Below are 23,866 nucleotides of genomic sequence, written 5' to 3'. Positions count from 1 at the left end.
AAGTCCGGGGGAGGGCCGGGGCGTTCGGGCTCAGCGGGGCGGTGTCACCACGTGTCGATGTGCATCGTGTTGGCCGCGTTGTGGATGGCGTTGTAGTGCGGGATCGACATGTCGGACCTCTTCTGGCTCGCCGGCAGGTTCTTGTCGGCGGCGCGGAACTCGTCGCGGGCCTCCGCCAGCAGGCTGACGCCGTGGGAGACCGGGACGTCTTTCGTACCGTGCGCCGGGTGGGACTTGGCGGCCGTCTTGCTGCCGGCGTTGATCAGGGTGCCGCGGGCCTGGTTGTAGTCGGCCACCTTGATCGTCTTCGGGTTGCGGAGCTCCGCCTGCACCCCCGCGGTCGGCGGCGTCTGCTCGGCGGCCAGGGCGGCGGGAGCGGCGGCGGTGGTGAGCGCACCCGTCACGATGACGGTGGCGAGGGCGTTGCGGAGGGTCCTGTGCATGAGGGTGTCCTTCCGATAAGAAAGCATCAAGGATTTCGCGCCCGCCGTGATGATGAAACGGTCGGGATGCGAACGTCTCGGCCCTACCCCGGCCCCCGGTGGCGGAAAACCGGCTTCCGTTCCGGGAATTCGCAGAGGATGAGATCAGGCCTTTTTCTGATCATGCGCCAATATGATTGGTGCAATGGGGCGATGGGGAATCACCGGCCCTGCCCCGGTGCCGCGAGCGCGCCGTCCCGGCTCGGCCGAGGGACTGCGCCGGGGGGAGGGGGAGCCCGGGCGCGGCCCCGCGCTGCGGCAGACGGGGCAATGCGATTCGTACGCTGACTCCACCCGGGTTACTCGGCGTTGCGGGGGCCCGGTGCGAGTGGTTCCCTCGCGTTCGTGGCCCGAAGTGCGGTCGCGCGATTCGAGGAATCACCCTCGCAGAAGGAGAGATCCTTGTTCAGCATCAAGAAGGCGGCCGTCGTCACGGCCGCCGCCCTGGCCGTCGCCGGCTCGGTGGGCGCGGCGGAGCCCGTCAAGGCGGGCGGAGTGCGGGGCCCGGGCCAGGAAGTGCGCTTCTTCAACGAGGCCGTGAACGGCTTCCTGGACTCGGCCAAGCACGGGCCCGTCGCCATCACCTGGCAGGCCAACGGCACGGAGTGGCAGAACTGGGTCCTCCGCCCGACCTCCAACGGGTACCTGGTCGAGGCCAAGGCGAAGCCGGACAAGTGCCTCCAGGCGATCATGAAGCCCGGTTCGGAGGTCCCGCTCGTTCCGTGCAACGTCGACGTCCCGACCCAGCACTGGCAGCTCGACCGGGCGGGCGACAAGTACGTCATCGCCGAGGCCACGGACGAGGACTACGTCATCGCGGCACAGGGCAACGACAGCCCCGTGGTGAAGGCGCTCCGCGACAACAGCCCGCGCCAGCTCTGGGACGTGGTGTCCCCGAACTGACCGACCGGTGGTCTGAGGGTTCCCGCCGGATCCGCCTCCCTCCGGCCGGGTCGTCGATGTGTTCCTGATGGCGGCCCGACCGGAGTGAACCGGATCGCGGCGGTGAAGGAGGGCCGGGCGATCTGCCACACTCTTGCCCACTCTCGCCGACGCGGACGGAGTGTGGATGGAAGAGCAGAGGAACGGTTCAGGGGCGGGCCCGGCGGCAGGCCGGCGTCGGCCCCGGAGGACGCGGGGGGCGCGGGGGGCGGAGAACTCCGCAGGCCAGGGCCCCGTCCAGCCGGTCATGTTGGAGGTCGAGAAGAACGCCGAAGGAGTCCGGGGCCGTGTTTCGGCACCGGATTCGCCCCGGGCCCACGGGACGGTCCGGATCGTGGCGTCCCTCGGTGCCGCGGTGGCCATCGTCCTGGGCGGGGGGTCGCTCGCGGTCAAGTACGCGACCAGTACGGGCAGCGCCGGTTCGACACCGTCCGCGCAGCACCCGGAGCCGCCGCCGGCCGCGGTGGCGGGGGAGCAGCACCCGGAGCCGCCGCCGGCCGCGGTGGCGGGGGAGCAGTGCGCTGCGGAGTCGCCCGGTGACGCCGCAGGGAGCACGATCAGGGTCTGCTTCCGGCGGGCCGGGAACACCGTCTACATGGTGGCCTACGCCAAGGCGGACCCGGCGACGTCCGCGGACGTGTACCTGTGGCTCAAGGACGGCAGCGGCACCGCGGCCGTGTACCCGGCGAACGGCCAGGCCGTGTCGTGGACCGGCGTCCCCCTGGAGTCCTCCGCCGAGGTGCGCAAGGAGACGCCCGTCAACCAGTCCCTGGTCCGCGGTACGACCTACAACGTGTCCCTCGCGGTGAAGCCGGCCGGCGGTCCGGCGCCGAACATCAGGAACCACGCCGTGGACGGCCGACAGATCCAGTTCACGTACTGAGGCTTCGGCAGGCGACTGGGCGCCGAGTGATCAAGTGCCGGAGGGAACGCGGAAGGGTCCGGCACCTGTGTGGTGCCGGACCCTTCCGACTGTGGAGCGCCAGGCCCGGGTTGCACGGACTCTTCCTACTGAAAGTAGGACGTGCTCTGGTAGCACCGCTGACGCCTGACGAGGACTCATGTCCCTCGCGACATCAGGAATATTAGCAGCTCAACGCTGGTGCGCCGAATCGCGTCCCCGGCACCAGGGCCTTGCCGAACTCCAGTGGGGCGTGCGCATGTCGGAGGCCGTCGGCCCGAACCCGGTTGGCCGGGCGTCGGCCGGGTGCTGTCACCATCAGCTGACCGTATTCGTGTGCGTGGCCTGCGACCGTCCGACCACCGGGGAGCTGACCGGGCTCCCCGGGGTCCCGGAGCGACCGATGGGCCAGGGCAGCAGCAAGGCCGACGGTTCCGGCAGGCCACGTCCACCGTGCCGCTCGGCTTCTTCGCCGTGGAGCCCGAGCCGTGGGGCGCCCCGCTCGTTCCCTCCAGGAAGTGCCTGGCGGTCTTCCCGAGCGGGCCCGCCGTCGTGGACCCGGACGGCTCCGGGTTCCTGGTGTCGCGGGGCCCCGCGACACGGTCGTCCTCCACCCCGGGGATGCGGCGGAACTCCAGCCGCATCCCCGGGGTGGGGGCACGCGGGGTGCTGCGGCACCACAGGTCGGAGCGGCATGAACCGGCTGTGCCCCCGCGGTGCGGAAGTGGCCACGCTGGTCAGCGATTGCAGTACCCCGTACGAGCTGCACCTGGATCCCGACCGGGTGCGCGCCATCCGCCAGGGTTCGCCCCGCGAACGCGAAAGGGCCCGGCACCTGTGTGGTGCCGGACCCTTCCGACTGTGGAGCGCCAGGCCCGGGTTGCACGGACTCTTCCTACTGAAAGTAGGACGTACTCTGGTAGTACCGCTGACGCCTGACGAGGAATCATGTCCCTCGCGACATCAGGAATATTAGCAGTTCAGTGCCTGTGTGCCGAATCGCGGTGCCACGAGGCCGGGCGGGCAGGCTCAGGGGGTGACCGCGTACTCGGTGAACCCGCCGCAGGACTGGAATCCGAGGCGGCGGTAGACGGGCTCACCGTCGGAGGAGGCCTGGAGGACCGCGGTGCGGTAGCCCGCGTCGTACGCCGTGCGCAGGGTGGCCAGGGTGATGGCTCCGCCGTAACCGCGCCGGCGCTCGGAGGCGAGGGTGGCGATGTTGTAGATCCCGGCGACCCCGGCGAAGAGGAAGACCTCGGCCGAGCAGACCGGTCGCCCGGCCACGTAGCCGACGAGGTAGCGGGCGGGGCAGTCGGGGGAGAGGGCGTACGAGGTCGCGTCGGCGTAGAAGCGGCGGACCGTGGCGGCCGGCGGTTCCCAGTTCGCGGCCACGATCGTCGCGTAGTCGGCGAGTCGTTCGGGAGTTGTCGCGAGGCGGATGTCCAGGCCGTCGGCGGACGGCTCCGGTGGGGCGGTGTGCAGGTCCAGGTACATCCCGGTCTCGGTCTCGGAGGCCTGGAGGCCGGCGTCGGAGAGGAGGGCGGGGAGATCAGGGGGAGTGGTGGCGGGGCCGACCCACCAGGAGAAGGGGCGGCCGGTCGCGGTGAGCGTCCGGACGGTCTCCGCGATCCGGGAGGGAGCGGTGTCGGCGGTGAAGCGTGCCGCCGCAACGATGTTGAAGGTGTCGTCGTCGAGCCCGCTGTCGGCGACGACGAGGTCGGCGGTTTCGGTGACGGTCGCGTGCTCCAGGTGGCGGTGCAGGTGACAGGCGTGCTCGGCGAGGTTCTGTTCGATGCTGCTGTGCAGGTCGGGAACGGGTGGCTTCGTCTGGTTCATGCCCGTCACGATGCCAGCCGGGGGAAGGGATGCCGAGTGATTAAGTACCGGGGGGAATGCGGAAGGGTCCGGCACCTGTGTGGTGCCGGACCCTTCCGGTGATGGAGCGCCAGGCCCGGGTTGCGCGGACTCTTCCTACTGAAAGTAGGACGTGCTCTGGTAGCACCGCTGACGCCTGACGAGGGCTCATGTCCCTCGCGCTGAATGAAATATTAGCAGCTCAGTGCCCGTGCGCCGAATCGGGGCCGCCGGGGCACCGGCCGGAGGGTGGAGCGGGCCGGCCGGTGCGGCGGGGGAGGCGTCAGACGTCGAACTCGCCCGCGCGGATGGCGGAGGCGAGGTCGCGCCACTCGGTGGGGGTGAGCTGGGCGACGGCGTCGGGCAGGAAGCTGCTGCGGACATAGACGGCGTCGGTGGTGATTGCTACCTCTGGGCAGTTGCCCGCATTGGAGCACGCGTTGGGTCGAGTCCAGATGAGGTTCTTCATCGAACTGCCTCCGTAGTCCGAGCGCTACAGGTCGAACTCGCCCGCGCGGATGGCGGAGACGAGGTCACGCCATTCGTCGGGGGTGAGCTGGGCGATGGCGTCAGGCAGGAGGCTGCTGCGGACGTAGACAGCGTCGGGGGCTATGGACACCTCCGGGCAGGAGTTGCCGTCCGGGCAGGCCTCAGGACGCTTCCAGTGAAGGTTTTCCATGGCTCAGAGCTCTTTCTTGATTAGCCTGATGGCATCGCGAGACTGGCTCTCGGTCAGGGACCGCTCAGTCATCACGTCGATAATGTGTCGGTAGTTTTCCAGGTGCTTCTGCTCGTGCAGGAACGCGGGGCCGCCAACCGCATCGAGCTGAACGGTGTCCAGGCGGGGGACTGGGCCTCTCGCGTAGCAGATCCCCTGACCTGCACCCATGAAGCCATTGGTGCTGAAGCTGATCACCCGGAGTGTCACATGGGGCAGTTCCGAGTACTCGAGCAGCTGGTCCAGCTGTCGCCTTGCGGCATCGCGGCCGCCGAAGAGCATGCGAAGAGCGGCTTCGTGGACCAACGCCGAGTACGGCTCGGCTCCGTCTCGCATCAAGACTGCCGCACGTTGCACTCGGTGTTCAACGCGCGCTTCAAGCAGGCGCGGTGAAAGCGGAGGGTAGACGTCTTTGAAGATCGCCCGCCCGTACTCCTCCGTCTGCATAACGCCGGGAACGTGCGAGACCTGGTACGAGCGAGAACCCTTGGAGAAGTACTCCATCTCCGCAATGTCGAGGAAGCCGACTGGCACGGAGCCGCGAAAGTCCTCCCACCAGCCTCTGTGGCGCTCCTCGGCCATGGCGCCAAGCGCCTCGATGTAAGCGGCGTCGCTCTCCTGGAAGTCGCAGGCGAGCATCCTCACGCGCTCGGCGCTGATCGGGTACTGCGCCTTCTCGATCTGTGTGATCTTCGTGCGAGAGAACCCAAACAGTGCGGCAGCCTGGGCCGTTGTGCGTCCCGCGCAGTCGCGCATCTTCCGCAGCTCGATGCCGACTCGTTCCTGCCGGGCAGAAGGGGTGATTCCTGGTGGCATGCCCCAAGCATCCATCGCGATCCCGCGAGGGGTCCAGCAATCCATCGATCGAGTGAAGGATTGGGTAGAGGTGCCGGTACATGTGCCACACGTGCCCTACAGTCGGTGACGCACCGACCACCGATGCGGGCGTCAGTAACGCTGCCTCGCACCGCAGAGCACCCATGCCCGGACTGGCTCACGGTGACAGCTCGCTCGGTTCATCCTTCCATCCCCCCTGGGAGAAACTGTGCGTAACATCAACTCCCCCTCCCTCACCCTCTCCCGCGACGCCCTCCGCGACGGCATGGCCAGCGCCGGCTGGCCGCCCTCCCTCATCGCGGACGCCGAGCTCGCCATGGTCGAACTCATCGTCAACGCCTGGCGCCACGGTGAGACGACCTCCCCGGTCATCCTCATCGACCACCGCGTCGACACCCTCCGCGTCGCCGTCTCCGACCGCAGTCCACTCCTCCCGGCCCTGGGCCCCCACGCTCTCCTCTCCGAGACCGGCCGGGGCCTCCAGCTCGTCGCCGGCCTCACCCACCGCTGGGGTGTCGACCCGCAGCATCTCGGCAAAACCGTCTGGTTTGAGCTGCGGCAGGACGGTGCCGCGTGAGCGCCCACCACCCGATCCACCCCGCCGACCCGGCCCTGCTCCACCTCACCTCGCGCCAGGTCACCGAACTCATCGTGGAACTCCGCACCGAGGGCCGTGAGTTCGGCCTCCTCTGGCCGTCCGCCATCCCCGGGGACATCAACCTCCACGGCCGCCGCCTGGTCGACATCGGCAACGTTCCGGCGAGCACTCTGATCAACCTCCTCGCGCTCATGCGCGAGTACAAGCGCAACCGCGACGTCCGCCACCGGCTGGAGTGACGACACCTTCCCGGGAACAGTCCCGCTCTGTGATCCTGTTCGCATGCTGCTCCCCGACGTCGCCTCGCAGACCGTCCTCATCGAAGTGGTCCGGATCGCGGATCCGAGGAGCGCCTACGGCTCGGACTCCGTCACCGGCGAGGTCCTCACCGTCTGGGATTCCGAGCACCTCCGGCAGGCCCTCGACCTGATGGGCGAGCTGCCGGAGGGCGAACTGCGCCGGTGCTTCGCGCCCGGGTACGGGATCCGGGCGCACGGCCCCGGCGGGCTCCTCTTCGAGGTCTCCTTCTGCTTCAGCTGCCACGGCGTCTGGCTCGCCGGCCCCGGGGTGCCGTCCGACCTCCACGGCATGCAGGCCTTCGACGCCGACAGCCCGCCCGCCCGCGAACTGCTCCACCGCTTCCGTACGTCCGCCGGAAATCCGGCGTGACACCTCACCCCTGACCGGACCGACCGCACCCCGAGGAGCCGCCATGCCCGTACCGCAGCAGCCCGCCGACCCGTACGCGGCGATCGGCGTCGTGGGCCCCGCCCCCGAAGGGGTCACCCTGCCGTTGCCGCCGGTGTTCGACTCGGTGGAGGAGGAGCGCCGGTACCGCAAGGAGCAACTCGCCGCGGGCTTCCGCCTGTTCGGGCGGTTCGGCTTCTCGGAGGGCGTCGCCGGGCACATCACCGTCCGCGACCCGGAGCATCCGGACCGGTTCTGGGTGAACCCGTTCGGCATGAGCTTCAGCCAGATCAAGGCCTCCGACCTGATCCTGGTCGACCACGAGGGCACCCTGCTGCACGGCACCCGCCCGGTGAACCGGGCCGCCTTCGCCATCCACTCCCAGGTGCACGCCGCCCGCCCCGACGCGGTCGCCGCCGCCCACTCGCACTCGCTCCACGGCAAGGCCTTCTCCAGCCTCGGCATCCCGCTCGCCCCGCTGACCCAGGACGCCTGCGCCTTCTTCGAGGACCACGGCCTGTACAGCGACTACCGGGGCGTCGTGACCGACACCGAGGAGGGCAAGAGGGTTGCTGCCGCGCTCGGCAGCCACAAGGCCGTCATCCTGCAGAACCACGGCCTGTTGACCGTCGGCCAGTCCGTGGCCGAGGCGGTCTGGTGGTTCGTCACCATGGAGCGCTCCTGCCAGGCGCAGCTGCTCGCGATGGCGGCCGGCACCCCCAAGCCGATCGACCGGGAGACCGCGCTGATCACCCGGGGCCAGGTCGGGACCCCGCTGGCCGGCTGGTTCCAGGCCCGCCCGCTGTGGGACCAGATCACCGTCTCCGACCCCGACCTCTTCGACTGACGGCCCCCGCCCTCCCCGCCCCCTCCCCGCCCCCTCCCCGTCCGCCCTCCCCTCGGAGAAGCCCCCCGTGCCCGCCACCCCCGCCCAACGCAGGCTCCGGATCGCCGTGTTCGGCGCCGGCTCCATCGGCTGCCACCTCGGCGGCATGCTCGCCGCGACCGCCGACGTCACCCTGATCGGGCGGCCGGCGGCGATGGCGGCGATCGACGCGGCCGGGCTGACCCTCACCGGCCCGGGCGGGGCCCGCCGCGAGGTACGGGGCCTGACCGCCGCCACCGACCCGGCGGCCGTGGCCGGCGCCGACCACGTCCTGGTCACCGTGAAGTCCGCCGACACCGCGACCGCCGCCCGCGAACTCGCCCCGCACCTCGGCCCGGACGCGGTGGTGGTGAGCTTCCAGAACGGCCTGCGCAACGCCGGGGCGCTCGCGGCCGCGCTGCCCGCCCACCGGGTGCTGGCCGGCATGGTCCCGTACAACGTGGTGCGGACCGGGCCCGCCGCTGTTCACCAGGGCAGCGGCGGGTCGCTGATGCTGGCGGCGGGGGAGGGGGCCGCCGCCCTCGCCGGGGCGGCCCGGGCGAGCGGGCTCCGGCTGGACCTGCGGCCGGACATGCCGGCCGTCCAGGCGGCCAAGCTGCTGCTGAACCTCAACAACGCCGTCAACGCGCTCTCCGGGCTTCCGCTGCGCGAGCAGGTCGGGCAGCGGGCGTTCCGGCGGTGCGTGGCGCGCTGCCAGCGGGAGGCGCTGGCGGCGTTCCGGGCCGCCGGGGTCGCACCGGCTCGGCTCGGCCCGGTGCCGCCGGGGCTGATGCCCTGGGTGCTCGGCCTGCCCGACGCCCTGTTCCAGCGGCTGGCCGGGGCGAGCCTGCGGATCGACGCCACCGCCCGCTCCTCGATGTGGGAGGACCTCCAGCGCGGCCGCCCCACCGAGATCGACTCGCTCCAGGGCGAGATCGTCGCCCTCGCCGAACGCCACGGCCTCACCGCCCCCGCCAACGCCCGCCTGATCACCCTCGTCCGTCGGGCCGAGGCCGCCGCCCCCGCCGCCACCCCCGCCTGGACCGGCCCCGCCCTCCTCGCCCAACTCCCCCCGGCCCGCTGACGGGTGGCGCCCGTCGGCCTGGTTGGATCGCCGCATGACGGACTGGTCGCGCCTCCACCACGCCTACGGCTCCGCCGAGGACGTACCCGCCCTGCTGGACCGGATCGCGGCGGAGCCTAGCGCCGAACTCTGGAACGACCTGTGGTCCGCCCTGTGCCACCAGGGCAGCGTCTACCCGGCCAGCTTCGCGGCACTGCCCTGGCTGGCGGACACGGCCGGGCGCGGGGACCGGGACCAGGCGGTCAACGCCGTGGTGCTGGCGGGCGCGATCACCGCCGGAGCCGACCAGCTGCACGAGGCGGGCGACGTCCGCGCGGAGCACGCGGCGGAGATCGCCGGACTCCTGGCAGCCGCGAACCGGTACCTGCGGACGGCCACGGACCGCGGGGAGTACGTCCACCTCCTGGAAGCCGTCCTGGGCTTCGAAGGCGTCGCGGGCTGGAGCGAGGACCTGGCCTGGGGGCTCGGGAGCGAGGAGTACGAGGTCTCCTGCCCGGGCTGCGGGGCGGGCCTGTTCATCGTCTTCGGCGAGCGCGGCCACTTCTCCACCGGCGAGGACTACGCGCTCGCCGACGGGGACATCGAGACCCGGCCCCTGCGGCCGGCCGCCCCCGCGGACCTGGACGGCATCGGGCGGCGTCTCCACGACCTCGCGCTCGCCGACGGACAGCGCGAGGTCGCGCACGCGCTCACCCACGTGTTCGGCGGTGCGACGTGCCCCGACTGCGGGACCGACTTCCCGGTCGCCGACCGGATCCGGGCCGAGGGCTGAGCCGGCTGCCGAGCTGCGACCGCCGGGCGGCGGGCAGTGCTTGCGGGCGGGCGCCGCTCAGTAGTCGAACCAGACCACCAGCCGGACGTTGTCGTCACCGTGCTGCGAGGCGAGGGCCTCCATGACCGTCCAGACCGGCTTCCACTCGCCGCCATCGCGGACGGCGTCGCGGCGGTCCATCCGCTCGGAGCGGTAGACGACGTCGTCGACCACCCACTCGCTGCCCTCGGGCCAGGTCCGCACCTCGCCCGGCTCCGGCCCCGGTCCCGGTGTCGGCACCGGTTCGGGAATGCCGAGGGTCTCGCCGAAGCGCCGGTTCCAGGCGCTCTTGCCGACGAGCGTGAGCCCGTCGGGGGTCCGCCGGTACTCGTGGAGCCGGCTGTCGGGTGCCTCCGCCGCCTCGGCCCAGTCCACGGCCCTCACCTCGGCCCAGGTGATCCAGGTGGTGCCGTAGAAGGTGGTCCCGTACGTGTCCACCGCCGCCCGCACGGTCTGCGAGGCGTCCGGCGGCAGCCCGCGATCGGCGGCCAGCGGGCGGAAGTTGGCGTGGTTGCGGACCCCGAAGAGGCAGCCGAACGCGTCGTAGTTCCTGGTGGTGTTGAGGAGGTCGAGGGCGACGGCGGCCTGCCAGGCCGGCTTCCCGTCCTCGTCGCGAAGGAACCACGCCCGGCACTCGATGAATCCGTTGATGTCCGTTCCCATGCCGGGCATTCTCCAGGCCGCCCCGCGCGAGAAGTCGGCCCGGCCGACTTCCCGTGCGCTCCCCAGCCGGGCCGACTTCCCGTGCGGCGACCGCGTCGGCTCAGTCGCGCGGCCAGGGGCGGCCGTCGAGCCGCTCGATGCCGGTGTTGAAGCGGCGCAGGAATCCGGCGAAGGAGGCGATGTCCTCCTCCGGCCAGTCCGTCATCACGAGGTTCAGTGCCCGTACGTGCGCCTCGCGTTCCGTGTCCAGCCGGCGGCGGCCCTCCTCGGTGAGGCGGAACTTGCGGGCGATGCCGCCGTCCGGGTCCGGGATGCGTTCGAGCAGTCCCGCGCTCTTCAGGGCCGCCGTCTGCCGGTTGAGGGTGGAGACGTCCAGGGCGAAGGCGTCGCTCAGCTGGCCGATGGACATCGGCCCTTCGGCGTCGACCCGGCTGAGCAGGATGTAGGCGCTGCGTTCGAGCTGGCTGCCCTCGGGGCGGGCGTTGACCTGGCTGAGGTCGCGGTGCCGGGCGAACACCAGGAACTCGAGGGCGACCTCGTGCGTGGGGCTGGTCATGTCGAAGTCCCTTCATCACCGCTTCGACCTGCGGGTTCTCCGTGGATCACCCTTCAGTATGCCAGAGGCATGCGCGGCACACATGATGTGCATCGCGCACATCCTGTGTAAGCTGACCGTCTTGTGTTTCATGCACATCGTGTGTTTTGTGCATGTTTCCGCTCTCGAACGCTCTTCGAACGTTCTTCGACTGCTCTTCGACCGCCCGAGGAGGCCCGTCATCAACGGCCCCGCCCCCACCCCCCGCACCGGTCCGATCGTGGCGGTGCTCGCCTTCACCGGCACCGTCGCCGCGATCATGCAGACCCTGGTCACCCCGCTGATCAGCCAGCTCCCGCAACTCCTGCACACCAGCGCGTCCAACGCCTCCTGGGTCATCACCGCGACCCTGCTCTCCGCCGCCGTCTTCGTCCCGATCAGCGGCCGCCTCGGCGACCTCCTCGGCAAGCGGACGATGCTCATCGCCTCCTGCGTCCCGCTGCTGCTCGGCTCGGTGCTGTGCGCGGTGGCCGACTCCGTGGTGCCGATGATCGCCGGACGGGCCCTGCAGGGCATGGGCATGGGCCTGGTGCCGATCGGCATCAGCCTGCTGCGCGACGTGCTGCCGCCCGAGCGGCTCGGCTCGGCGATCGCCCTGGTCAGCGCCTCCATGGGGATCGGCGGCGGCCTCGGCCTGCCGATCGCGGCCGGCGTCGCCGACTACGCCAGCTGGCGCGTGCTGTTCTGGGGCACCGCCGTGCTGGCCGTCGTCATCATCGGCCTGCTCTGGGTCATCATCCCGGCCCCGGCCGCTTCCGCTTCCTCGGGCGGCCGCCCCGCCGCCGGGGGGCGCTTCGACTACGTCGGCGCGATCGGCCTGAGCGTCGGCCTGGTCTGCCTGCTGCTGCCCGTCTCCAAGGGCGGCGACTGGGGCTGGGGCAGCACCCGGACCCTCGGCCTGTTCACCGCCTCCGCCGCGATCCTGCTGCTCTGGGCCCGCTGGGAGCTGCGTGTCACCGAGCCGCTGGTGGACCTGCGGGTCACCGCGCGCCCCCGGGTGCTGCTGACCAACGCCGCCTCCGTCCTGGTCGGCTTCGGTATGTACGCCCAGGCGTTGATCGTGCCGCAGCTGCTCCAGCTGCCGGAGGCCACCGGCTACGGGCTCGGGCAGTCGATGCTGGCGATGGGCCTGTGGATGGCGCCCGGCGGGCTGATGATGATGGTCGTCTCCCCGTTCGGCGGCAAGCTGTCGGCCGCGCGCGGACCGAAGTTCACCCTGGTCGCCGGGGCGCTGACGATCGCCGTCGGGTACGGGCTGGCGCTGCCCCTGATGGGCTCCACCTGGGGCGTGCTGATCGTGACGATCGTCTGCAACAGCGGCGTGGGCCTGGCCTACGGCGCGATGCCCGCGCTGATCATGAGCGCGGTGCCGCTGACCGCGACGGCCTCGGCGAACAGCTTCAACACCCTGATGCGCTCGCTGGGCACCTCGGTGTCCGCCGCCGTGATGGGCGTGGTGCTGTCGCAGATGACCGTCACCCTGGGCGGCCACACCCTGCCCTCGGAGGGCGGCTTCCGGGTCGGCCTGGTGATCGGCTGCGGCGTCGCGCTGATCGCGGCCGCCGTCGCCGCCGTCATCCCCGCGCCGCCCGCGTCCCGGCTGCGCTCCGTTCCGGTGCCGGCGGGGGCCGGCGCCGAGGAGGCGGACCAGGCCAAGGCCTGAGCTCCGCCGGTCCTCGAAGCCCCGCCCCGGGCGCGCCGTGCTCGCGCGCCCGGGGCGGTCCGTCTTTCCCGGTCCGCTGTTCCCGGGTCCGCCTTTTCCGGTTCGCCGCTCGCCGGTTCGCCGTTCCCCCGGGGGCCTCAGTCCTGCCGGTCGAGCCGGGGCCCGGCCGTCGCCGCGAGCGCGCCCGGCAGTTCGGCGCAGGCCATCCGGAGTCGGTGCGCGAGGTCCGCGCGGGTGTGCCCGGACGGCTGCGCCACCCACGCGTCCAGCGCCTGCCGGAACGCGGCGACCAGCATGTCCACCGCCAGCCGGGCGCGCGGCGCGGCGGCCGCCGGGGGGCCGTCGAGGGTGAACCGGTGGCCGATCGTCGCGACCGCCTCCCGGGTCGTCCGCTCGCAGAAGGCCAGCCCGTGGGCGTCCATCGACGGCGTCCGGGCGGCCAGCCGGCGGCTCGCCAGGGCGCGTTCGGCCCAGCCGTCGGCCGGCATCCGGTCGATCGCCTCGGCGAGGGCCTCCTCCAGGGTGGTCATCAGCCGGCCGTCCCCGCCCTCCGGCGGCCGGTTCTCCAGCGCCACCAGGAACGCCGCCCAGAGGTCCTGGGTGGGCGCCATCGCGACGTCCTCCTTGCTGGTGAACGCCCGGAAGAAGGTCCGCTTGGAGACCTCGACGGCCTCGCAGAGCCGGTCCAGCGTCACCCCGTCGAAGCCGTGCTCGCCGAACAGTTCCAGGGCGGTGTCGACCAGTGCCTGACGGGTGCGCAGCTTCTTGCGCTCGCGCAGCGGGAGTCCGGCGCCCGGAGCCTCGGGGCTGCCGGTCCGGGGTGCGGTGCCGGTCCGGGCTGCGGCGGCGGTGGCCTTCTCGGGAGTCATCGCGGTCAGTCTAGCCAGGCCGAGAACGCCACCTATAGGCTTATGCCACTCAGTGGCAGAATCTTGGGGAGGATCCTCCATGCGTGCACTCCTGGTCGACCGCTCGGCCCCCGGCGGCCTGCGCCTCGGTACGGCCCCCGAGCCGGTCCCGGCGCCCCACCAGGCCCTGGTCCGGGTCACGGCGACCTCGCTCAACTACGGCGAGGCCGCCTTCGCACTCGCATCGGCCCCCGACGGCACCGTCCTCGGCTGGGACGCCGCCGGAACCGTCGAACGCGCCGCCGCCGACGGCTCCGGCCCCGCCGAGGGGACCCCCGTGGTCACCCTGATGCCGGCCGGCGGCTGGGCCGAACTGCGGGCGGTGGACACCGGGTTGATCGGCGTCGCACCCGCCGGCGCCGACCCGGGCGCCCTCGCCACCATCCCGGTCGCCGCCACCAGCGCCCTGCGCGCGCTGCACCGCATCGGCCCGCTGCTCGGCCGCGGCGTCCTCGTCACCGGCGCCACCGGCGGCGTCGGCCGGTACGCCGTCCAGCTCGCCCGGGCGGCGGGCGCGCACGTCGTGGCGTCCACCGGCTCGCCCGACCGGAACGGCGACCTGCTGCGCGGCCTCGGCGCCCACGAGGTCGTCGCCTCGCCGGCCGAGGCCGCCGGGCCGGTCGACGGCGTGGTCGACCTCGTCGGCGGCCCCCAACTGGTCGAGGCGTACCAGGCGTTGGCGCCGGGAGGAACCCTCGTCGCGGCCGGCCACAGCTCCGGGAGCGGGGAGGACTTCGCGTTCGGCGCCCTCTTCGGCGACGCGAACCGGCACGACCGCTCGGTGGTCTCCTTCTACCTGCTCGGCTGCACCGGCCTCGGCCGCGACCTCGGCTGGCTCGCCCACCGGGTGGCGGCCGGCGAGCTGGACCCCGGCATCACCTGGCGCGGTGCCTGGGACGACGCGGCCGAGGCGGTCGACGCCCTGCTCGGGCGGCGGCTGCACGGCAAGGCGGTGCTGGCCGTCGGGAGCTGAGGCCGGGCCCGGGCCGGGCTCGGGGCTGGGCGGGGGCTTTCGCCGGGGCCCGGGCCACTCGGACGGGTCAGGAGCTGTCGCTGTGGAGCGGGATGTTGCCAAGCATGGGGACGTACGGGCCCCTCGGCCGCCGAACACCGACCAGGAGAGGGATCCCTCGGTGCGTGAACTCCACAGTCCCCCCAGCCACCGCCGACCGGGCCGGAGGTGGACGCCGCAGCGGACGGTCGCGCTGATCGTGGCGGCCTCCGGCGTCGCCGTGCTCGCGGCCTGCAGCAGCAGCTCCTCGGGCACGGCGGCCGGTTCGGCGACGGCCACCCCGCCCAACGCGGGCGCCTTCTCCGGCGAGCCGCCCTCCGCCGTCGCCTCCGCCGCCGAGTCGCTGCTGGCCTCGGCGTCCGCGGCCATCGCCTCGGCCTCGGAGGCCTCCGCGGCGTCCGTCGCCTCCAAGGCCGCGGCGGCCTCCGCCTTCGAGGCCTCCGTCTCGGCGCAGCAGGTGACGACCAGGGAGAAGGCCGCCTCGGTGCTCAGCGGGGAGCCGGACGGCGGCAACGCGGTGAACGACGTCGCGATCACCGGCATCAACCGGCAGAACACCGGCGGCCTGCACGCCGTGGTCGTCACGATCCGCAACCGGGGGCTCGAAGCGGCCTCCTACGCCGTCCAGGTCGACTTCACCGACACCAGCGGCAAGACCGTGGACAGCGCCGTCGTCGGCGCCGAGAACGTCCCGGCGAACGGCACGGCCGAGCCCGTCGCCTTCAGCAGGCAGCCGGCCGACCGGACGCTGCTGCCGGTGGTGGTCAAGGCCGTCCGGTACTGACCCCCGGCCTAGCGGAAGTCCGCCGCGTGGTCCCGCACCCAGCTGCGGACATCGCGCGGCGGACGCCCGAGCACCTCCCGCACGGTGCCGTTCACCCGCTCCGGCTCCCGGGTGAACGACTCCCAGGCGCGCAGCCGGGCCGCCACGAACGCGGCGTTCCCCCAGGCCGCCGTCAGCTCCTCGCGGGCCGTCTCCGGCGGCAGCTCCTCCCACCGCACCGCGACGCCCAGCTCCTCGCCGATGATCCCGGCCAGCTCGGTGTGCGAGAGCGACTCCGGGCCGGTGACCACGTACGCGGCGCGGCCGTGCCCGTCCTCGGTGAGCGCCCGCACCGCGACGTCCGCGATGTCCCGCTCGTGCACCAGTGATCGCCGCGCCCGCCCGTACGGCCGGCGGACCACGCCCTCCCGCACCTGGTCGGCCCAGGCCGGCAGGTTGCCCGCGAAGTCGATCGCCCGGACGAAGGTCCACTCCAGGTCCGAGCGCCGGATCAGCCGCTCGATCTCCTGGTGGAAGACGACGGCCGGCTCGTCGTCGGCGAGGTCCGCCACGTCCGTCGACAGGTAGACGACCCGCCGGGCGTGCCGGGCGATCAGCTCCACCACCCGGGGCCGCACGGGCAGCCCGGGCCACATCAGGTAGACCGCCTCCACCCCGCCGGCCAGCGCCGGCTCCAGGCTCTCGGGCCGCGTCAGGTCGCCCTCGACGGCCTCGACGGCCTCGACGGCCTCGACGCCCGCCGGGAGCCGGGACGCCGCCTCGTCGCGCACCAACGCCCGCACCTCGTGGCCGCCTTCGACCAGCGAGGCCACAACGTGCCTGCCCACACTGCCGGTTGCGCCGATCACCAGAACCTTGGTCATGCCCGCCCCCGACACCGGTGCGCCCGGGGCTATGCCCGGGCGGCTACCAGCCCGACTCCACAGGCCCGGTTCGCGGGCGCGTCCCGGGTTACGTCACGCCGCCGGGGGGTTACGTGACGCCGTCCGCGCGTTCCCGCTGCCGGGTGCGGTAGGCGCGGGAGCGGCAGCGGGGCGAGCAGTAGCGGGGCGGGCGGCCGCCGGGGCGCGGGCCGGCGGGGGAGGGGGCGGGGGCCGTCAGCGGGCCGCCGCAGGCGGGGCAGGCCGGGGCCGGTTCGGGCTCCTCGTCGGGGGCCGGGGCGTCCGGGACCGGGTGCGAGGTCAGGCCCAGCCGTTCGGCGACCACGCCGGCCTGGAAGCGGCTGTGCGCGCCGAGGCCGTCCAGCAGGTCCGAGACGTGGCGGCGGCAGGTGCGCAGGGAGATGCCGAGGCGGCGGGCGATGGACTCGTCCTTGAGGCCCTTCGCGAGCAGCACCAGGATGCTCTGCTTCATCGTCTTGGTGACGTCGTGCGCGGCCTGCGGGCCGCTGGCGAACGGGGCCGCGTTCTCCCAGTCCCGTTCGAAGACCGTCAGCAGGTAGGAGAGCAGGTCGGGCTCGCGGATGATGAGCGCGCCGCCGGAGCTGGCGGGCAGCAGGGCCAGCGAGCCGTCCACGATGATCAGTTGCGGCAGCACCTCCGGCAGCGTCCGGATCTCGGCGCCGGCCTCGATGAGCTGCTCGGCGTGCACCCGGGTGGGCTGGTCGAAGCGAGTCGCGTGCTGGTAGAGGCTGCGCATCCGGACGCCCCGGTCGAGCAGCGCCAGGTCGCGCGGCAGCGCCTCGCGCAGGGCGGCCGGGGAGAACGAACCGCCGTGCTTGGAGACCAGCACCTCGCTGCGGCAGGAGTCGATCACGTCGGCGAGCAGCGAGCGCACCGCGAACTTGTCCGGCAGGCGGTCGATGGTGCCCTGGGGGAAGGCGTGCTGACGGGCCTGGAGGTAGACGGGCACCAGCGCCGCGAGGCCGTCGCGCTGCTGCTGGACGATCCGCCGCTGCTCGCGCAGGGCCTCCTCCCGGGCGCGCAGGGCGGTGTCGCGGGCGGAGAGCAGCTGGGCGGTGGCGGCCTGGGGGCTGACGGGCTGCCAGGCGACCGGGGGCGCGTCCGTACGGGTCCCCTCCGTGCGGCGGTCGTCGGGGAACAGTTCCTGGAGGAGGCAGGCCCCGGTGAGCTGCCGGACGGCCGCCTCGCACTCCGGCAGGGTCAGGTCGGTCTCCGACGCCGCCTGCGCGAGGGTGGCCGGGGTGAGGCGCTCGTGCACCACCGTCCACCGGTAGAGCGTGACGGCCGCGCTGTCGAGCGCGGGCACGTCGGCGGTCGGGTCGGGGCCGGTCGGGTCGGGGCCGGTCACGGGGTGCATCGCATGCCTCCTAAAGCTGCCAGGCAGGCTCATGATCCCCTGCGGGGGATGCCGTGGCCATCCGCCGCCTGGCAGGGTGACGAGCACGGACCGGGCGATGCGGCAGGAACTGCGGAAACGCCCGGAACGTGTGGAACCGTCCCCGAAGTGATGGGAGTTGTCGTCATGCGAGGAATCGTGACGCGGACACTGGCCGTGGTCGCGCTGGGTGCCGCCGCCTGGTTGGGCGGGGTGGCTCCGGCCGGCGCCTCCGTGTTCGACGGCGCGACGCTGACGGAACCCGGCGGCGTGCACGACGGCCACCACTGCGTCCAGACGACGGCCTGGGGCGACGCCTGGTGCCCGGGCAAGCCGCTGAGCTGACGCGTCGTCGCCGGCGACTCCCGTCCCCTCCTCATCGAAAGGGAAGTCCTGTCATGCACATGGCTCTGAAGCGTTCCGTCCGTACCGCGCCCACCGCCACCGGCCGGGCCGGCTCCGCGCCTTCCGCCCCCTCCGCCGGGGCCTCCGCAGGGTCCGCGAGCTGATCCGCCCGGTGAAGTGACGTAGCGCGCCCTGCACGGGAAGTCGGCGGAGTCGACTTCCCGTGCAGGGCGCGTTGCCGTACCCGCAGGTGCGAGGGGCTCAACCTCCGACGCGCACCACGTACTTGCCGGTCGCCCGGCCCTCCTGCATGGCGTCGTGGGCGGCCGGGACGGCGTCGAGGCCGGGCAGTTCGGTGACCGGCAGGTCCAGGCCGCCGTCGGCGAGGAGGCCGAGGGCCCGGCGGACGGCGCGGGCCAGCCGCTCGGGGGCGGTGGCGGCCAGGCCGCGGTGGCTGAAGCCGGTGACGGTCAGGTTGCCCGCCATCAGGCGGCCGAGCGGGGGCAGGTTGGCGACGGCGCCGCCGCCCGCGTTGCCGAACAGCACGATCCGCGCGCCGGGTGCCGCCACGGCGAGGTCGAGGTCGAGGGCGGCGGTGCCCAGCGGGTCGAGCACCAGGTCGACGCCCCGGCCGCCGGTGGCGGCGCGGATCGCCTCGGCCGGTCCGCCGCCGCTGCCGCTTTCGCCGCTACCGCTACCGTCGGCGCCAGGTCCGTCGGCCGCGCCGCGGGCGAAGACGTGGTCGTAGCCGGAGGCGAGCGCCGCCGCGGCCTTCTCCGGCCGGCCGACCGTGCCGATCAGCCGGCCGCCGCCGAGCAGCGGGACGAGCCGGGCGACGGCGTTGCCGATCCCGCCGCCCGCCGAGTGGACCAGGACGGTGTCCCCGGCGGTGAAGCGGCCCGCGTCGGTCAGCAGCAGCATCGAGGTGGCCAGGCCCAGCGGGACGGCGGCGGCCTCGCGCAGCGCCACCCCGTCCGGGAGCGGCACGGTGAGCGCGGCCTCCGCGACCACCACCTCGGCCAGCCCGGCGCCGACCGGCGCGGCGACCACCCGGTCGCCCACCGCCAGGCCGGTGACCCCGGCGCCGAGCTCGCGGACCGTACCGGATACCTCCTTGCCGGGCCGGTACGGCCACTCGGCGGCGTACGCGGCGTCGCCGCGGCGGGTCATCACGTCCACGAAGTTCAGTCCGGCGTGGGCGACATCGACCGCCACCTGGCCCGGTCCGGGGTGCGGTACCGGGACCTCCCGGACCTCCGAGTTCTCCGCTCCACCGGGTGCGGTCATCACCAGCGCACGCATGTCGGGCCCCCTCGACTACGATGTTCGACGAACGACGAAATTGGCGCGGGACAGTGGTACCACGTCATTTCCATGGATGTCGAACATCGCAGATCAGGGAGGTCGACCCATGCCCCGCAGCACTTGCCGACGACCGGCGCTCGCCCACCCCGCGGCCGAGGAGATCGACCTTTTCGACGTCCTGCACGCGCTCTCCGACCCCACCCGGATGACCATCGTCCGCGTTCTGCGCACCGAGCCCGAACGGGCCTGCGGCACCTTCCCGGTGGACGTCGCGCCCTCCACCCTGAGCCACCACTTCAAGGTGCTGCGCGAGTCCGGCCTGATCGTCCAGCGCGAGGAGGCCAACCGGCGCTTCTCCGCCCTGCGCACCGTCGACCTGGAGCAGCGCTTCCCCGGGCTGCTCGACACCGTCCTCGCCGCCCACGCCGCCGCCGCCCACGCCGGTACGGCGGGTTAGGCGACACCGGGGCGCTCAACGCCGGTGCCAGACCGCCCAGTTCTGCCGGGCGTCGAAGCGCTCGACGTACCAGTCGGCGGGGTGGCCCGGCCAGTACGCCTCCGGCGGCCTCCCCTCCCCGGGCAGCGGGAGGACCATCACGTTCGCCTCCGCCGGGACGGGTTGCCAGCGGGGGTCGCGGGACCAGACCCGCCCCCGGTAGACCTCGAAGGTCTGGGCGGCGCGCAGCGACCAGTCGACGTCCCAGGCGAACACCACGTTGTCGTCCGCCGTGATCCCGGCGGCGCGGGTGAAGCCGGTCGCCAGGCCCTCGCGGCCCTCCGCGTGCGGCCGGGCGACCTGTGCGGTGATCGTCGTGGTGGCGAAGGCGGCGAACAGCGCCAGCGAGACGCCGAGCGCCCCGAGCACCCGGCGGCCCCCGGCGTGGCGGACCAGGACCGCCGCCCCGAGCAGGACCAGCACGGCGGCGCAGGTGCGGGGCAGGTCGACCCGGCCCCAGTCCGCGGCCAGGAACGAGACGTCGGGCAGGGTCCAGGGGATGAACATCGACGTGTGCAGCCGCTCGCCGGCCGCCAGCGCCACGACCCCGGCGAGCAGCAGGACGAGTCCGGCCGCGACCGCCGCCGTCCGGACCAGCGCGCGGCGACCGTACCGCGCGAGCACCGCGACGCCCGCGACGAAGGCCGACGGGACGAGGTAGGAGGTGTACCGGGCGTACACCCAGTCGTCGACCCGGCCGTCCATCGGCAGGGCGGCGGCGGAGGCCACGGCCGTGCCGAACAGCAGGGCCACCAGCACGCCGCCGGTGGTCCGCAGGGCGGGCGGCCGACGGCGGTCGAACACCGCGCACAGGCAGGCGACGACGGCGAGCCCGCCGACACCCCAGGTGGAGACGGTGAAGTACCAGATCTGACCGGCCGCCCGGGCGAGGGTCTGCACGGCGGCGCCCGGATCGGTCAGACCCTTCCAGAGCGAGCCGCCGACGTCGCTGTCCGGGACGGTGAACCGCGCGTGCAGCCAGGCCGACAGCAGCTCGGCGCCGAGCACGCCGAGGCCGAGCGCCGCGAGCCCGGCCGCCGTGGCGCGCCACGGCGCCCGGCGCAGCAGCAGGACGCCGAGCAGGACGGCGGCGGTCAGCGCCACCACCACGCCGCCGCGGTCGTGCACCGCCATCGCGTAGCCGGCCGACGCCCCCGCCCCGACGGCGTGCCAGGTGCGGCGCCGCGGCGGGCCGTCGGCGAGCCAGCCGTGCAGGCAGAGCAGCCAGGCGAGCACCAGGACGGGCAGGACGGCGTCGGTCAGCGCGAACTGCGAGTAGAAGACCACCGGCGGCAGCAGCGCGGGCGCGGCGGCGAAGGCGTACGAGAGGCGGCGGTCCAGGCCGAGGGGGCGCAGCGCGACGTGGGCGAGCGGGAAGACCAGGGCGTTGACGGCGGCGTTGACGCCCATGACCAGGTGGTAGGCGGTCGTCGGGTCGTCGGCCAGGCGCAGCGCGGGGGAGATCAGCAGGGGGTAGCCGCCGGGGATGACCACGCCGACCGGGATCTCGGTCGCCGAGCCGCCGGCCAGCACCCGGGCCTCGGCGAGGTAGGAGTCCTCGTCGGGGTGGACGGACGGGAAGTCCATGGACCGGACGAGGACGAGACGGAACAGCAGCTCGGCCAGGTAGCCGACGAGCAGCACGACGGCGGGCCGGGTGGCGGCGGTCCGGACGACGGCGGCGCGGACGGTGGCGGCTGTGGCACGCACGGCGGTTCGGGCGGTGCTTCGGGCGGTGCTTCGACCGGTGGCGAGCGGAGTCGGGTCGGGCCGGGTCGGGTTCGGCCGGGTCGTGGTGCGGGGTGGCATGGGCGCGCCCCCTTCTGTCGACTGTCGGGCGACTGTATATGTCGTTGGACTGCATATGTAGTCCGACTGGTTCCACGGAAGGGGGCGGGCGCCTACGGGCCGGGCCGGGTCATTGCGCCGGCGGGGTCGGGTACAGGCTCGCCAGCGGGTTGACGTACTCCTTGGCCGGCATGCAGGAAGGGCCCGGGGACTTCATCAGTCCGGCCTGCATCTCGCGGGAGCTGTTGGCCGGCGAAGTCCTGGCCAGCGGCAGGTAGATGAAGATCTCCGTGCCCGCCGGGAGCCGACGGGGGTGGACGGTCAGCACGAGCGGCTCCCCGGGCCCGTGCTCGATGTCCCATCCGGCGGTGAGGTCCACGTGGGAGGGCTGCTTCGGCTCGCGCGCCTTGCAGCCCGGCTCGCCGGGGTAGACCCGGGCGCGGATCCCGAACCGGTCGATGTCGCGCTGCAACTGGTCCACGTCCACCGGCTTGTAGTCCTCGAGGATGGTCAGCCGGACCACCTCCTCCTCACTCTCCAGGGTGTACGCGACACCGCTGCTGCTGCCCAGCGACCGACCGCTGTCGTCGCCGCCGGGGGCGGAGCCGCCGGTGCCGGTGGTGAGCAGGACCCCGGTCAGCGCGGCAGCCAGCCCCAGCGGGAGGGCGGCGCCCAGGAGCAGGCCGCGCCGACGGGCGGTGCGCCGGGGAGCGGAGGGGGTGCCGTCCGGGTCGGTGATGCTGTCCAACAGGTGCTCCTTGAGCAGGAGGTGGCGGCTCCGGGGGAGGACCGGAGCGGCCGGGGCCGGCAGCAGCCGGGCCAGCTCCTCCCGATCGGCCTGTTCGGACCGGTGCCGGGGGGTGGCGCTCATCGGATCGTCTCCTTGGTCGGCCGGACCGCGGGGGTGCGGTCACCTGGTACCTGTCCGGTGCTGCCCGGGCGTTGCGCGGTCTCCGCCGCCCGGTGGCCGGCCTGGTGGCCCGCCGCCGGCGCGCCCCGCTGCTCCGCCCGCGCCGAACGCGCCGCGGCCAGCTCCCGCTCGGTCAGCTCCCGCAGCCGGGCGCGGGCACGCGAGAGCCGGGAGCGGACCGTACCCACCGGGCGGCCGAGCGCCTCGGCGACGGCCGCGTGGTCCAGCCCCTCCCACACGTACAGTGCGAAGACCTCCCGCTCGGCCGGCCGCAGCCGCTCCAACGCGGCCTTCGCGGCGGCCAGTTCCTCGGCGTCGGCGATCCGGCCCGCCAGCTCGCCGGAGAAGTCCGGCACCACCTCGCGCGGCGGCAGCTTGGCCATCGCCTTCTGGTGCCGGCGGGCCGCCCGGCGGGTGTTGCGGATGACGTTCCCGGCGATGCCCAGCAGCCACGGCGCCAGGCTCTCCGCGCCGTCCTCCCGCTCGGGGGCGATCCGGGCGCGCAGCCGCCAGGCCTCCAGGAAGGTCAGCGAGACCACGTCCTCGGCGACGGTCCGGTCCCCGGTCATCCGTACGGCGTGCCGGTACACCGCCTGGGCGTGATCCTCGAAGACCTGCCCGAACGCCTCGGCGTCCCCGGCGCGGATCCGCGCCCGTATCGATTGCTCCACACCCGGTCCTGTCCGGCGGGCCCCGGGCGCTGCCGTGATCCGCGTCACATGCCTGCCCGGCTCTGCTTCAGGCCGTCCGCGGGAGCGTCATCGCCGCCGACGGCGCCCGGTGGCGGCGGTGGTACGACACGGTGACGGCCGCCAGCAGCGGCGCCCAGGCGACGGTCGGCAGGTAGAGGAAGCCGACCAGGGTGTGGCCGAGCGGGGTCATGCCCGTACCCGGCAGGGCCCACCAGCCGATGAACGGCGTCCACAGCAGGGCCAGGCCGACGGCGCCGAGCGAGGCCGCGAGCACCACCGCACGCGGGCGGACCGGGCGGCCGCCGAAGAACGGCACCCAGCGCGGCGGCACCGTGCCCCACGGGCGGACCAGCCCGATCGTGAGCAGCGCCAGCGCCTCGGTGAACAGGCTCAGGAAGACCGGCCACACCGCGCCCCACCCGGTGAGGCCCATCGCCCGGTAGCCCGCCTCCGTGTACCCGCCGTGCCAGCCCGCCACCAGCCCGAGCCGCCACAGCCCGGCCGGCAGCGCGGTGACGGCGGCGAGGTGGGCGGCGCGCACGGCCCAACGGGGCGCGGCGGGAACGGCGGTGGCGGCGGCAGCGGGCCGGGCGTCGACCGTCGCGGCGGCGTCCAGCACCAGGCGGTGGACGGCGTCGATCCGGCGGCC

General features: G+C 73.5%; 28 protein-coding genes. 13 read left to right on the top strand and 15 right to left on the bottom strand.

The window, feature by feature from the left end:
- Window positions 1-44 precede the first annotated feature (44 nt).
- Window positions 45-443, bottom strand: coding sequence for a hypothetical protein (locus tag ACWDCZ_RS04375; RefSeq protein ID WP_198959475.1), 399 nt, complete (start codon window positions 441-443; stop codon window positions 45-47).
- A 441-nt stretch (window positions 444-884) separates the two neighbouring features.
- Between ACWDCZ_RS04375 and ACWDCZ_RS04370 the strand changes: the two genes are divergently transcribed.
- Window positions 885-1,385, top strand: a complete 501-nt coding sequence (locus ACWDCZ_RS04370; protein WP_074005062.1) for a ricin-type beta-trefoil lectin domain protein — start codon at window positions 885-887, stop codon at window positions 1,383-1,385.
- A 373-nt stretch (window positions 1,386-1,758) separates the two neighbouring features.
- Window positions 1,759-2,307, top strand: a complete 549-nt coding sequence (locus tag ACWDCZ_RS04365; protein WP_449815174.1) for a hypothetical protein — start codon at window positions 1,759-1,761, stop codon at window positions 2,305-2,307.
- 1,047 nt (window positions 2,308-3,354) lie between these two features.
- Here ACWDCZ_RS04365 and ACWDCZ_RS04360 read toward each other — a convergent pair.
- The 4 genes from ACWDCZ_RS04360 to ACWDCZ_RS04345 all read right to left on the bottom strand — a co-directional run bounded on the left by ACWDCZ_RS04360 (window position 3,355) and on the right by ACWDCZ_RS04345 (window position 5,713).
- Window positions 3,355-4,119, bottom strand: coding sequence for a GNAT family N-acetyltransferase (locus tag ACWDCZ_RS04360; RefSeq protein WP_449815196.1), 765 nt, complete (start codon window positions 4,117-4,119; stop codon window positions 3,355-3,357).
- A gap of 343 nt (window positions 4,120-4,462) precedes the next feature.
- Window positions 4,463-4,648, bottom strand: a complete 186-nt coding sequence (locus tag ACWDCZ_RS04355) for a DUF397 domain-containing protein (RefSeq protein ID WP_449815173.1) — start codon at window positions 4,646-4,648, stop codon at window positions 4,463-4,465.
- A 24-nt stretch (window positions 4,649-4,672) separates the two neighbouring features.
- Window positions 4,673-4,858 (bottom strand): DUF397 domain-containing protein, encoded by a 186-nt coding sequence (locus ACWDCZ_RS04350; protein ID WP_117487962.1) that lies wholly within the window; start codon window positions 4,856-4,858, stop codon window positions 4,673-4,675.
- Between the two features lie 3 nt (window positions 4,859-4,861).
- Window positions 4,862-5,713 (bottom strand): helix-turn-helix domain-containing protein, encoded by an 852-nt coding sequence (locus tag ACWDCZ_RS04345; protein ID WP_181970597.1) that lies wholly within the window; start codon window positions 5,711-5,713, stop codon window positions 4,862-4,864.
- 229 nt (window positions 5,714-5,942) lie between these two features.
- Between ACWDCZ_RS04345 and ACWDCZ_RS04340 the strand changes: the two genes are divergently transcribed.
- The 6 genes from ACWDCZ_RS04340 to ACWDCZ_RS04315 all read left to right on the top strand — a co-directional run bounded on the left by ACWDCZ_RS04340 (window position 5,943) and on the right by ACWDCZ_RS04315 (window position 9,740).
- The gene (locus tag ACWDCZ_RS04340; protein WP_449815172.1) at window positions 5,943-6,311 is read left to right on the top strand and encodes an ATP-binding protein; all 369 of its coding nucleotides are present in this window, start codon (window positions 5,943-5,945) and stop codon (window positions 6,309-6,311) included.
- Window positions 6,308-6,571, top strand: coding sequence for a hypothetical protein (locus ACWDCZ_RS04335; protein WP_074005068.1), 264 nt, complete (start codon window positions 6,308-6,310; stop codon window positions 6,569-6,571). The genes ACWDCZ_RS04340 and ACWDCZ_RS04335 overlap by 4 nt, the downstream gene beginning before the upstream one ends.
- Window positions 6,572-6,614: 43 nt before the next feature.
- Entirely contained in the window at window positions 6,615-7,001 is a 387-nt protein-coding gene (locus tag ACWDCZ_RS04330; RefSeq protein WP_049650290.1) for a hypothetical protein, read from the top strand.
- Between the two features lie 43 nt (window positions 7,002-7,044).
- Complete coding sequence (locus ACWDCZ_RS04325; protein ID WP_449815171.1) at window positions 7,045-7,866, top strand: class II aldolase/adducin family protein; 822 nt, start codon at window positions 7,045-7,047, stop codon at window positions 7,864-7,866.
- A gap of 67 nt (window positions 7,867-7,933) precedes the next feature.
- Window positions 7,934-8,968 (top strand): 2-dehydropantoate 2-reductase, encoded by a 1,035-nt coding sequence (locus tag ACWDCZ_RS04320; protein ID WP_449815170.1) that lies wholly within the window; start codon window positions 7,934-7,936, stop codon window positions 8,966-8,968.
- A 34-nt stretch (window positions 8,969-9,002) separates the two neighbouring features.
- Window positions 9,003-9,740, top strand: coding sequence for a hypothetical protein (locus ACWDCZ_RS04315; RefSeq protein WP_449815169.1), 738 nt, complete (start codon window positions 9,003-9,005; stop codon window positions 9,738-9,740).
- Window positions 9,741-9,797: 57 nt separating this feature from the next.
- Here the strand turns inward: ACWDCZ_RS04315 and ACWDCZ_RS04310 are convergent, their stop codons facing one another.
- Both ACWDCZ_RS04310 and ACWDCZ_RS04305 read right to left on the bottom strand, forming a co-directional pair.
- Entirely contained in the window at window positions 9,798-10,442 is a 645-nt protein-coding gene (locus ACWDCZ_RS04310) for a hypothetical protein (RefSeq protein WP_449815168.1), read from the bottom strand.
- Window positions 10,443-10,542: 100 nt separating this feature from the next.
- A complete protein-coding gene (locus ACWDCZ_RS04305; protein WP_387968109.1) occupies window positions 10,543-10,998 on the bottom strand; it encodes a MarR family winged helix-turn-helix transcriptional regulator in 456 nt (151 codons plus the stop codon).
- A gap of 220 nt (window positions 10,999-11,218) precedes the next feature.
- Here ACWDCZ_RS04305 and ACWDCZ_RS04300 point away from each other — a divergent pair, with 220 nt between their 5' ends.
- Complete coding sequence (locus ACWDCZ_RS04300) at window positions 11,219-12,700, top strand: MFS transporter (protein WP_074005146.1); 1,482 nt, start codon at window positions 11,219-11,221, stop codon at window positions 12,698-12,700.
- Window positions 12,701-12,837: 137 nt separating this feature from the next.
- On the opposite strand, the gene ACWDCZ_RS04295 is transcribed toward ACWDCZ_RS04300, so the two are convergent.
- On the bottom strand, window positions 12,838-13,569 hold the full coding sequence (locus ACWDCZ_RS04295) for a TetR/AcrR family transcriptional regulator (RefSeq protein WP_449815167.1): 732 nt from the start codon (window positions 13,567-13,569) through the stop codon (window positions 12,838-12,840).
- A gap of 79 nt (window positions 13,570-13,648) precedes the next feature.
- Here ACWDCZ_RS04295 and ACWDCZ_RS04290 point away from each other — a divergent pair, with 79 nt between their 5' ends.
- Together ACWDCZ_RS04290 and ACWDCZ_RS04285 are read left to right on the top strand one after the other, a co-directional pair.
- Window positions 13,649-14,581, top strand: a complete 933-nt coding sequence (locus tag ACWDCZ_RS04290; protein WP_449815166.1) for a zinc-binding dehydrogenase — start codon at window positions 13,649-13,651, stop codon at window positions 14,579-14,581.
- A gap of 160 nt (window positions 14,582-14,741) precedes the next feature.
- The gene (locus tag ACWDCZ_RS04285; RefSeq protein WP_234348259.1) at window positions 14,742-15,404 is read left to right on the top strand and encodes a hypothetical protein; all 663 of its coding nucleotides are present in this window, start codon (window positions 14,742-14,744) and stop codon (window positions 15,402-15,404) included.
- An 8-nt stretch (window positions 15,405-15,412) separates the two neighbouring features.
- On the opposite strand, the gene ACWDCZ_RS04280 is transcribed toward ACWDCZ_RS04285, so the two are convergent.
- Window positions 15,413-16,267, bottom strand: a complete 855-nt coding sequence (locus tag ACWDCZ_RS04280) for an NmrA family NAD(P)-binding protein (RefSeq protein WP_449815165.1) — start codon at window positions 16,265-16,267, stop codon at window positions 15,413-15,415.
- 109 nt (window positions 16,268-16,376) lie between these two features.
- Window positions 16,377-17,663 (bottom strand): helix-turn-helix transcriptional regulator, encoded by a 1,287-nt coding sequence (locus ACWDCZ_RS04275; RefSeq protein WP_449815164.1) that lies wholly within the window; start codon window positions 17,661-17,663, stop codon window positions 16,377-16,379.
- Window positions 17,664-17,840: 177 nt separating this feature from the next.
- Between ACWDCZ_RS04275 and ACWDCZ_RS04270 the strand changes: the two genes are divergently transcribed.
- Complete coding sequence (locus tag ACWDCZ_RS04270) at window positions 17,841-18,026, top strand: hypothetical protein (protein ID WP_117487948.1); 186 nt, start codon at window positions 17,841-17,843, stop codon at window positions 18,024-18,026.
- Between the two features lie 261 nt (window positions 18,027-18,287).
- On the opposite strand, the gene ACWDCZ_RS04265 is transcribed toward ACWDCZ_RS04270, so the two are convergent.
- Window positions 18,288-19,328: a quinone oxidoreductase family protein gene (locus ACWDCZ_RS04265; protein WP_449815163.1), complete on the bottom strand. Its 1,041-nt coding sequence runs from the start codon at window positions 19,326-19,328 to the stop codon at window positions 18,288-18,290.
- Window positions 19,329-19,437: 109 nt separating this feature from the next.
- On the opposite strand from ACWDCZ_RS04265, the gene ACWDCZ_RS04260 reads away from it, so the two are divergent.
- Window positions 19,438-19,788 carry an ArsR/SmtB family transcription factor gene (locus ACWDCZ_RS04260; RefSeq protein ID WP_449815162.1) on the top strand — a complete coding sequence of 117 codons (351 nt, stop codon included), beginning with the start codon at window positions 19,438-19,440 and terminating at the stop codon, window positions 19,786-19,788.
- Window positions 19,789-19,803: 15 nt separating this feature from the next.
- On the opposite strand, the gene ACWDCZ_RS04255 is transcribed toward ACWDCZ_RS04260, so the two are convergent.
- From ACWDCZ_RS04255 to ACWDCZ_RS04240, 4 genes are all read right to left on the bottom strand, one after another.
- Window positions 19,804-21,537 carry a hypothetical protein gene (locus ACWDCZ_RS04255; RefSeq protein WP_449815161.1) on the bottom strand — a complete coding sequence of 578 codons (1,734 nt, stop codon included), beginning with the start codon at window positions 21,535-21,537 and terminating at the stop codon, window positions 19,804-19,806.
- Between the two features lie 208 nt (window positions 21,538-21,745).
- On the bottom strand, window positions 21,746-22,486 hold the full coding sequence (locus tag ACWDCZ_RS04250; RefSeq protein WP_449815160.1) for a hypothetical protein: 741 nt from the start codon (window positions 22,484-22,486) through the stop codon (window positions 21,746-21,748).
- Complete coding sequence (locus ACWDCZ_RS04245) at window positions 22,483-23,196, bottom strand: RNA polymerase sigma factor (protein ID WP_449815159.1); 714 nt, start codon at window positions 23,194-23,196, stop codon at window positions 22,483-22,485. The genes ACWDCZ_RS04250 and ACWDCZ_RS04245 overlap by 4 nt, the downstream gene beginning before the upstream one ends.
- Before the next feature lie 67 nt (window positions 23,197-23,263).
- A partial coding sequence (locus tag ACWDCZ_RS04240) for a hypothetical protein (protein WP_449815158.1) occupies window positions 23,264-23,866 on the bottom strand: 603 nt, incomplete at its 5' end.

The organism is Kitasatospora sp. NPDC001225 (genome assembly GCF_053597855.1).
Note: the sequence above shows the minus strand (reverse complement) of the source record. Positions and strands in the feature narration are given on the sequence as shown.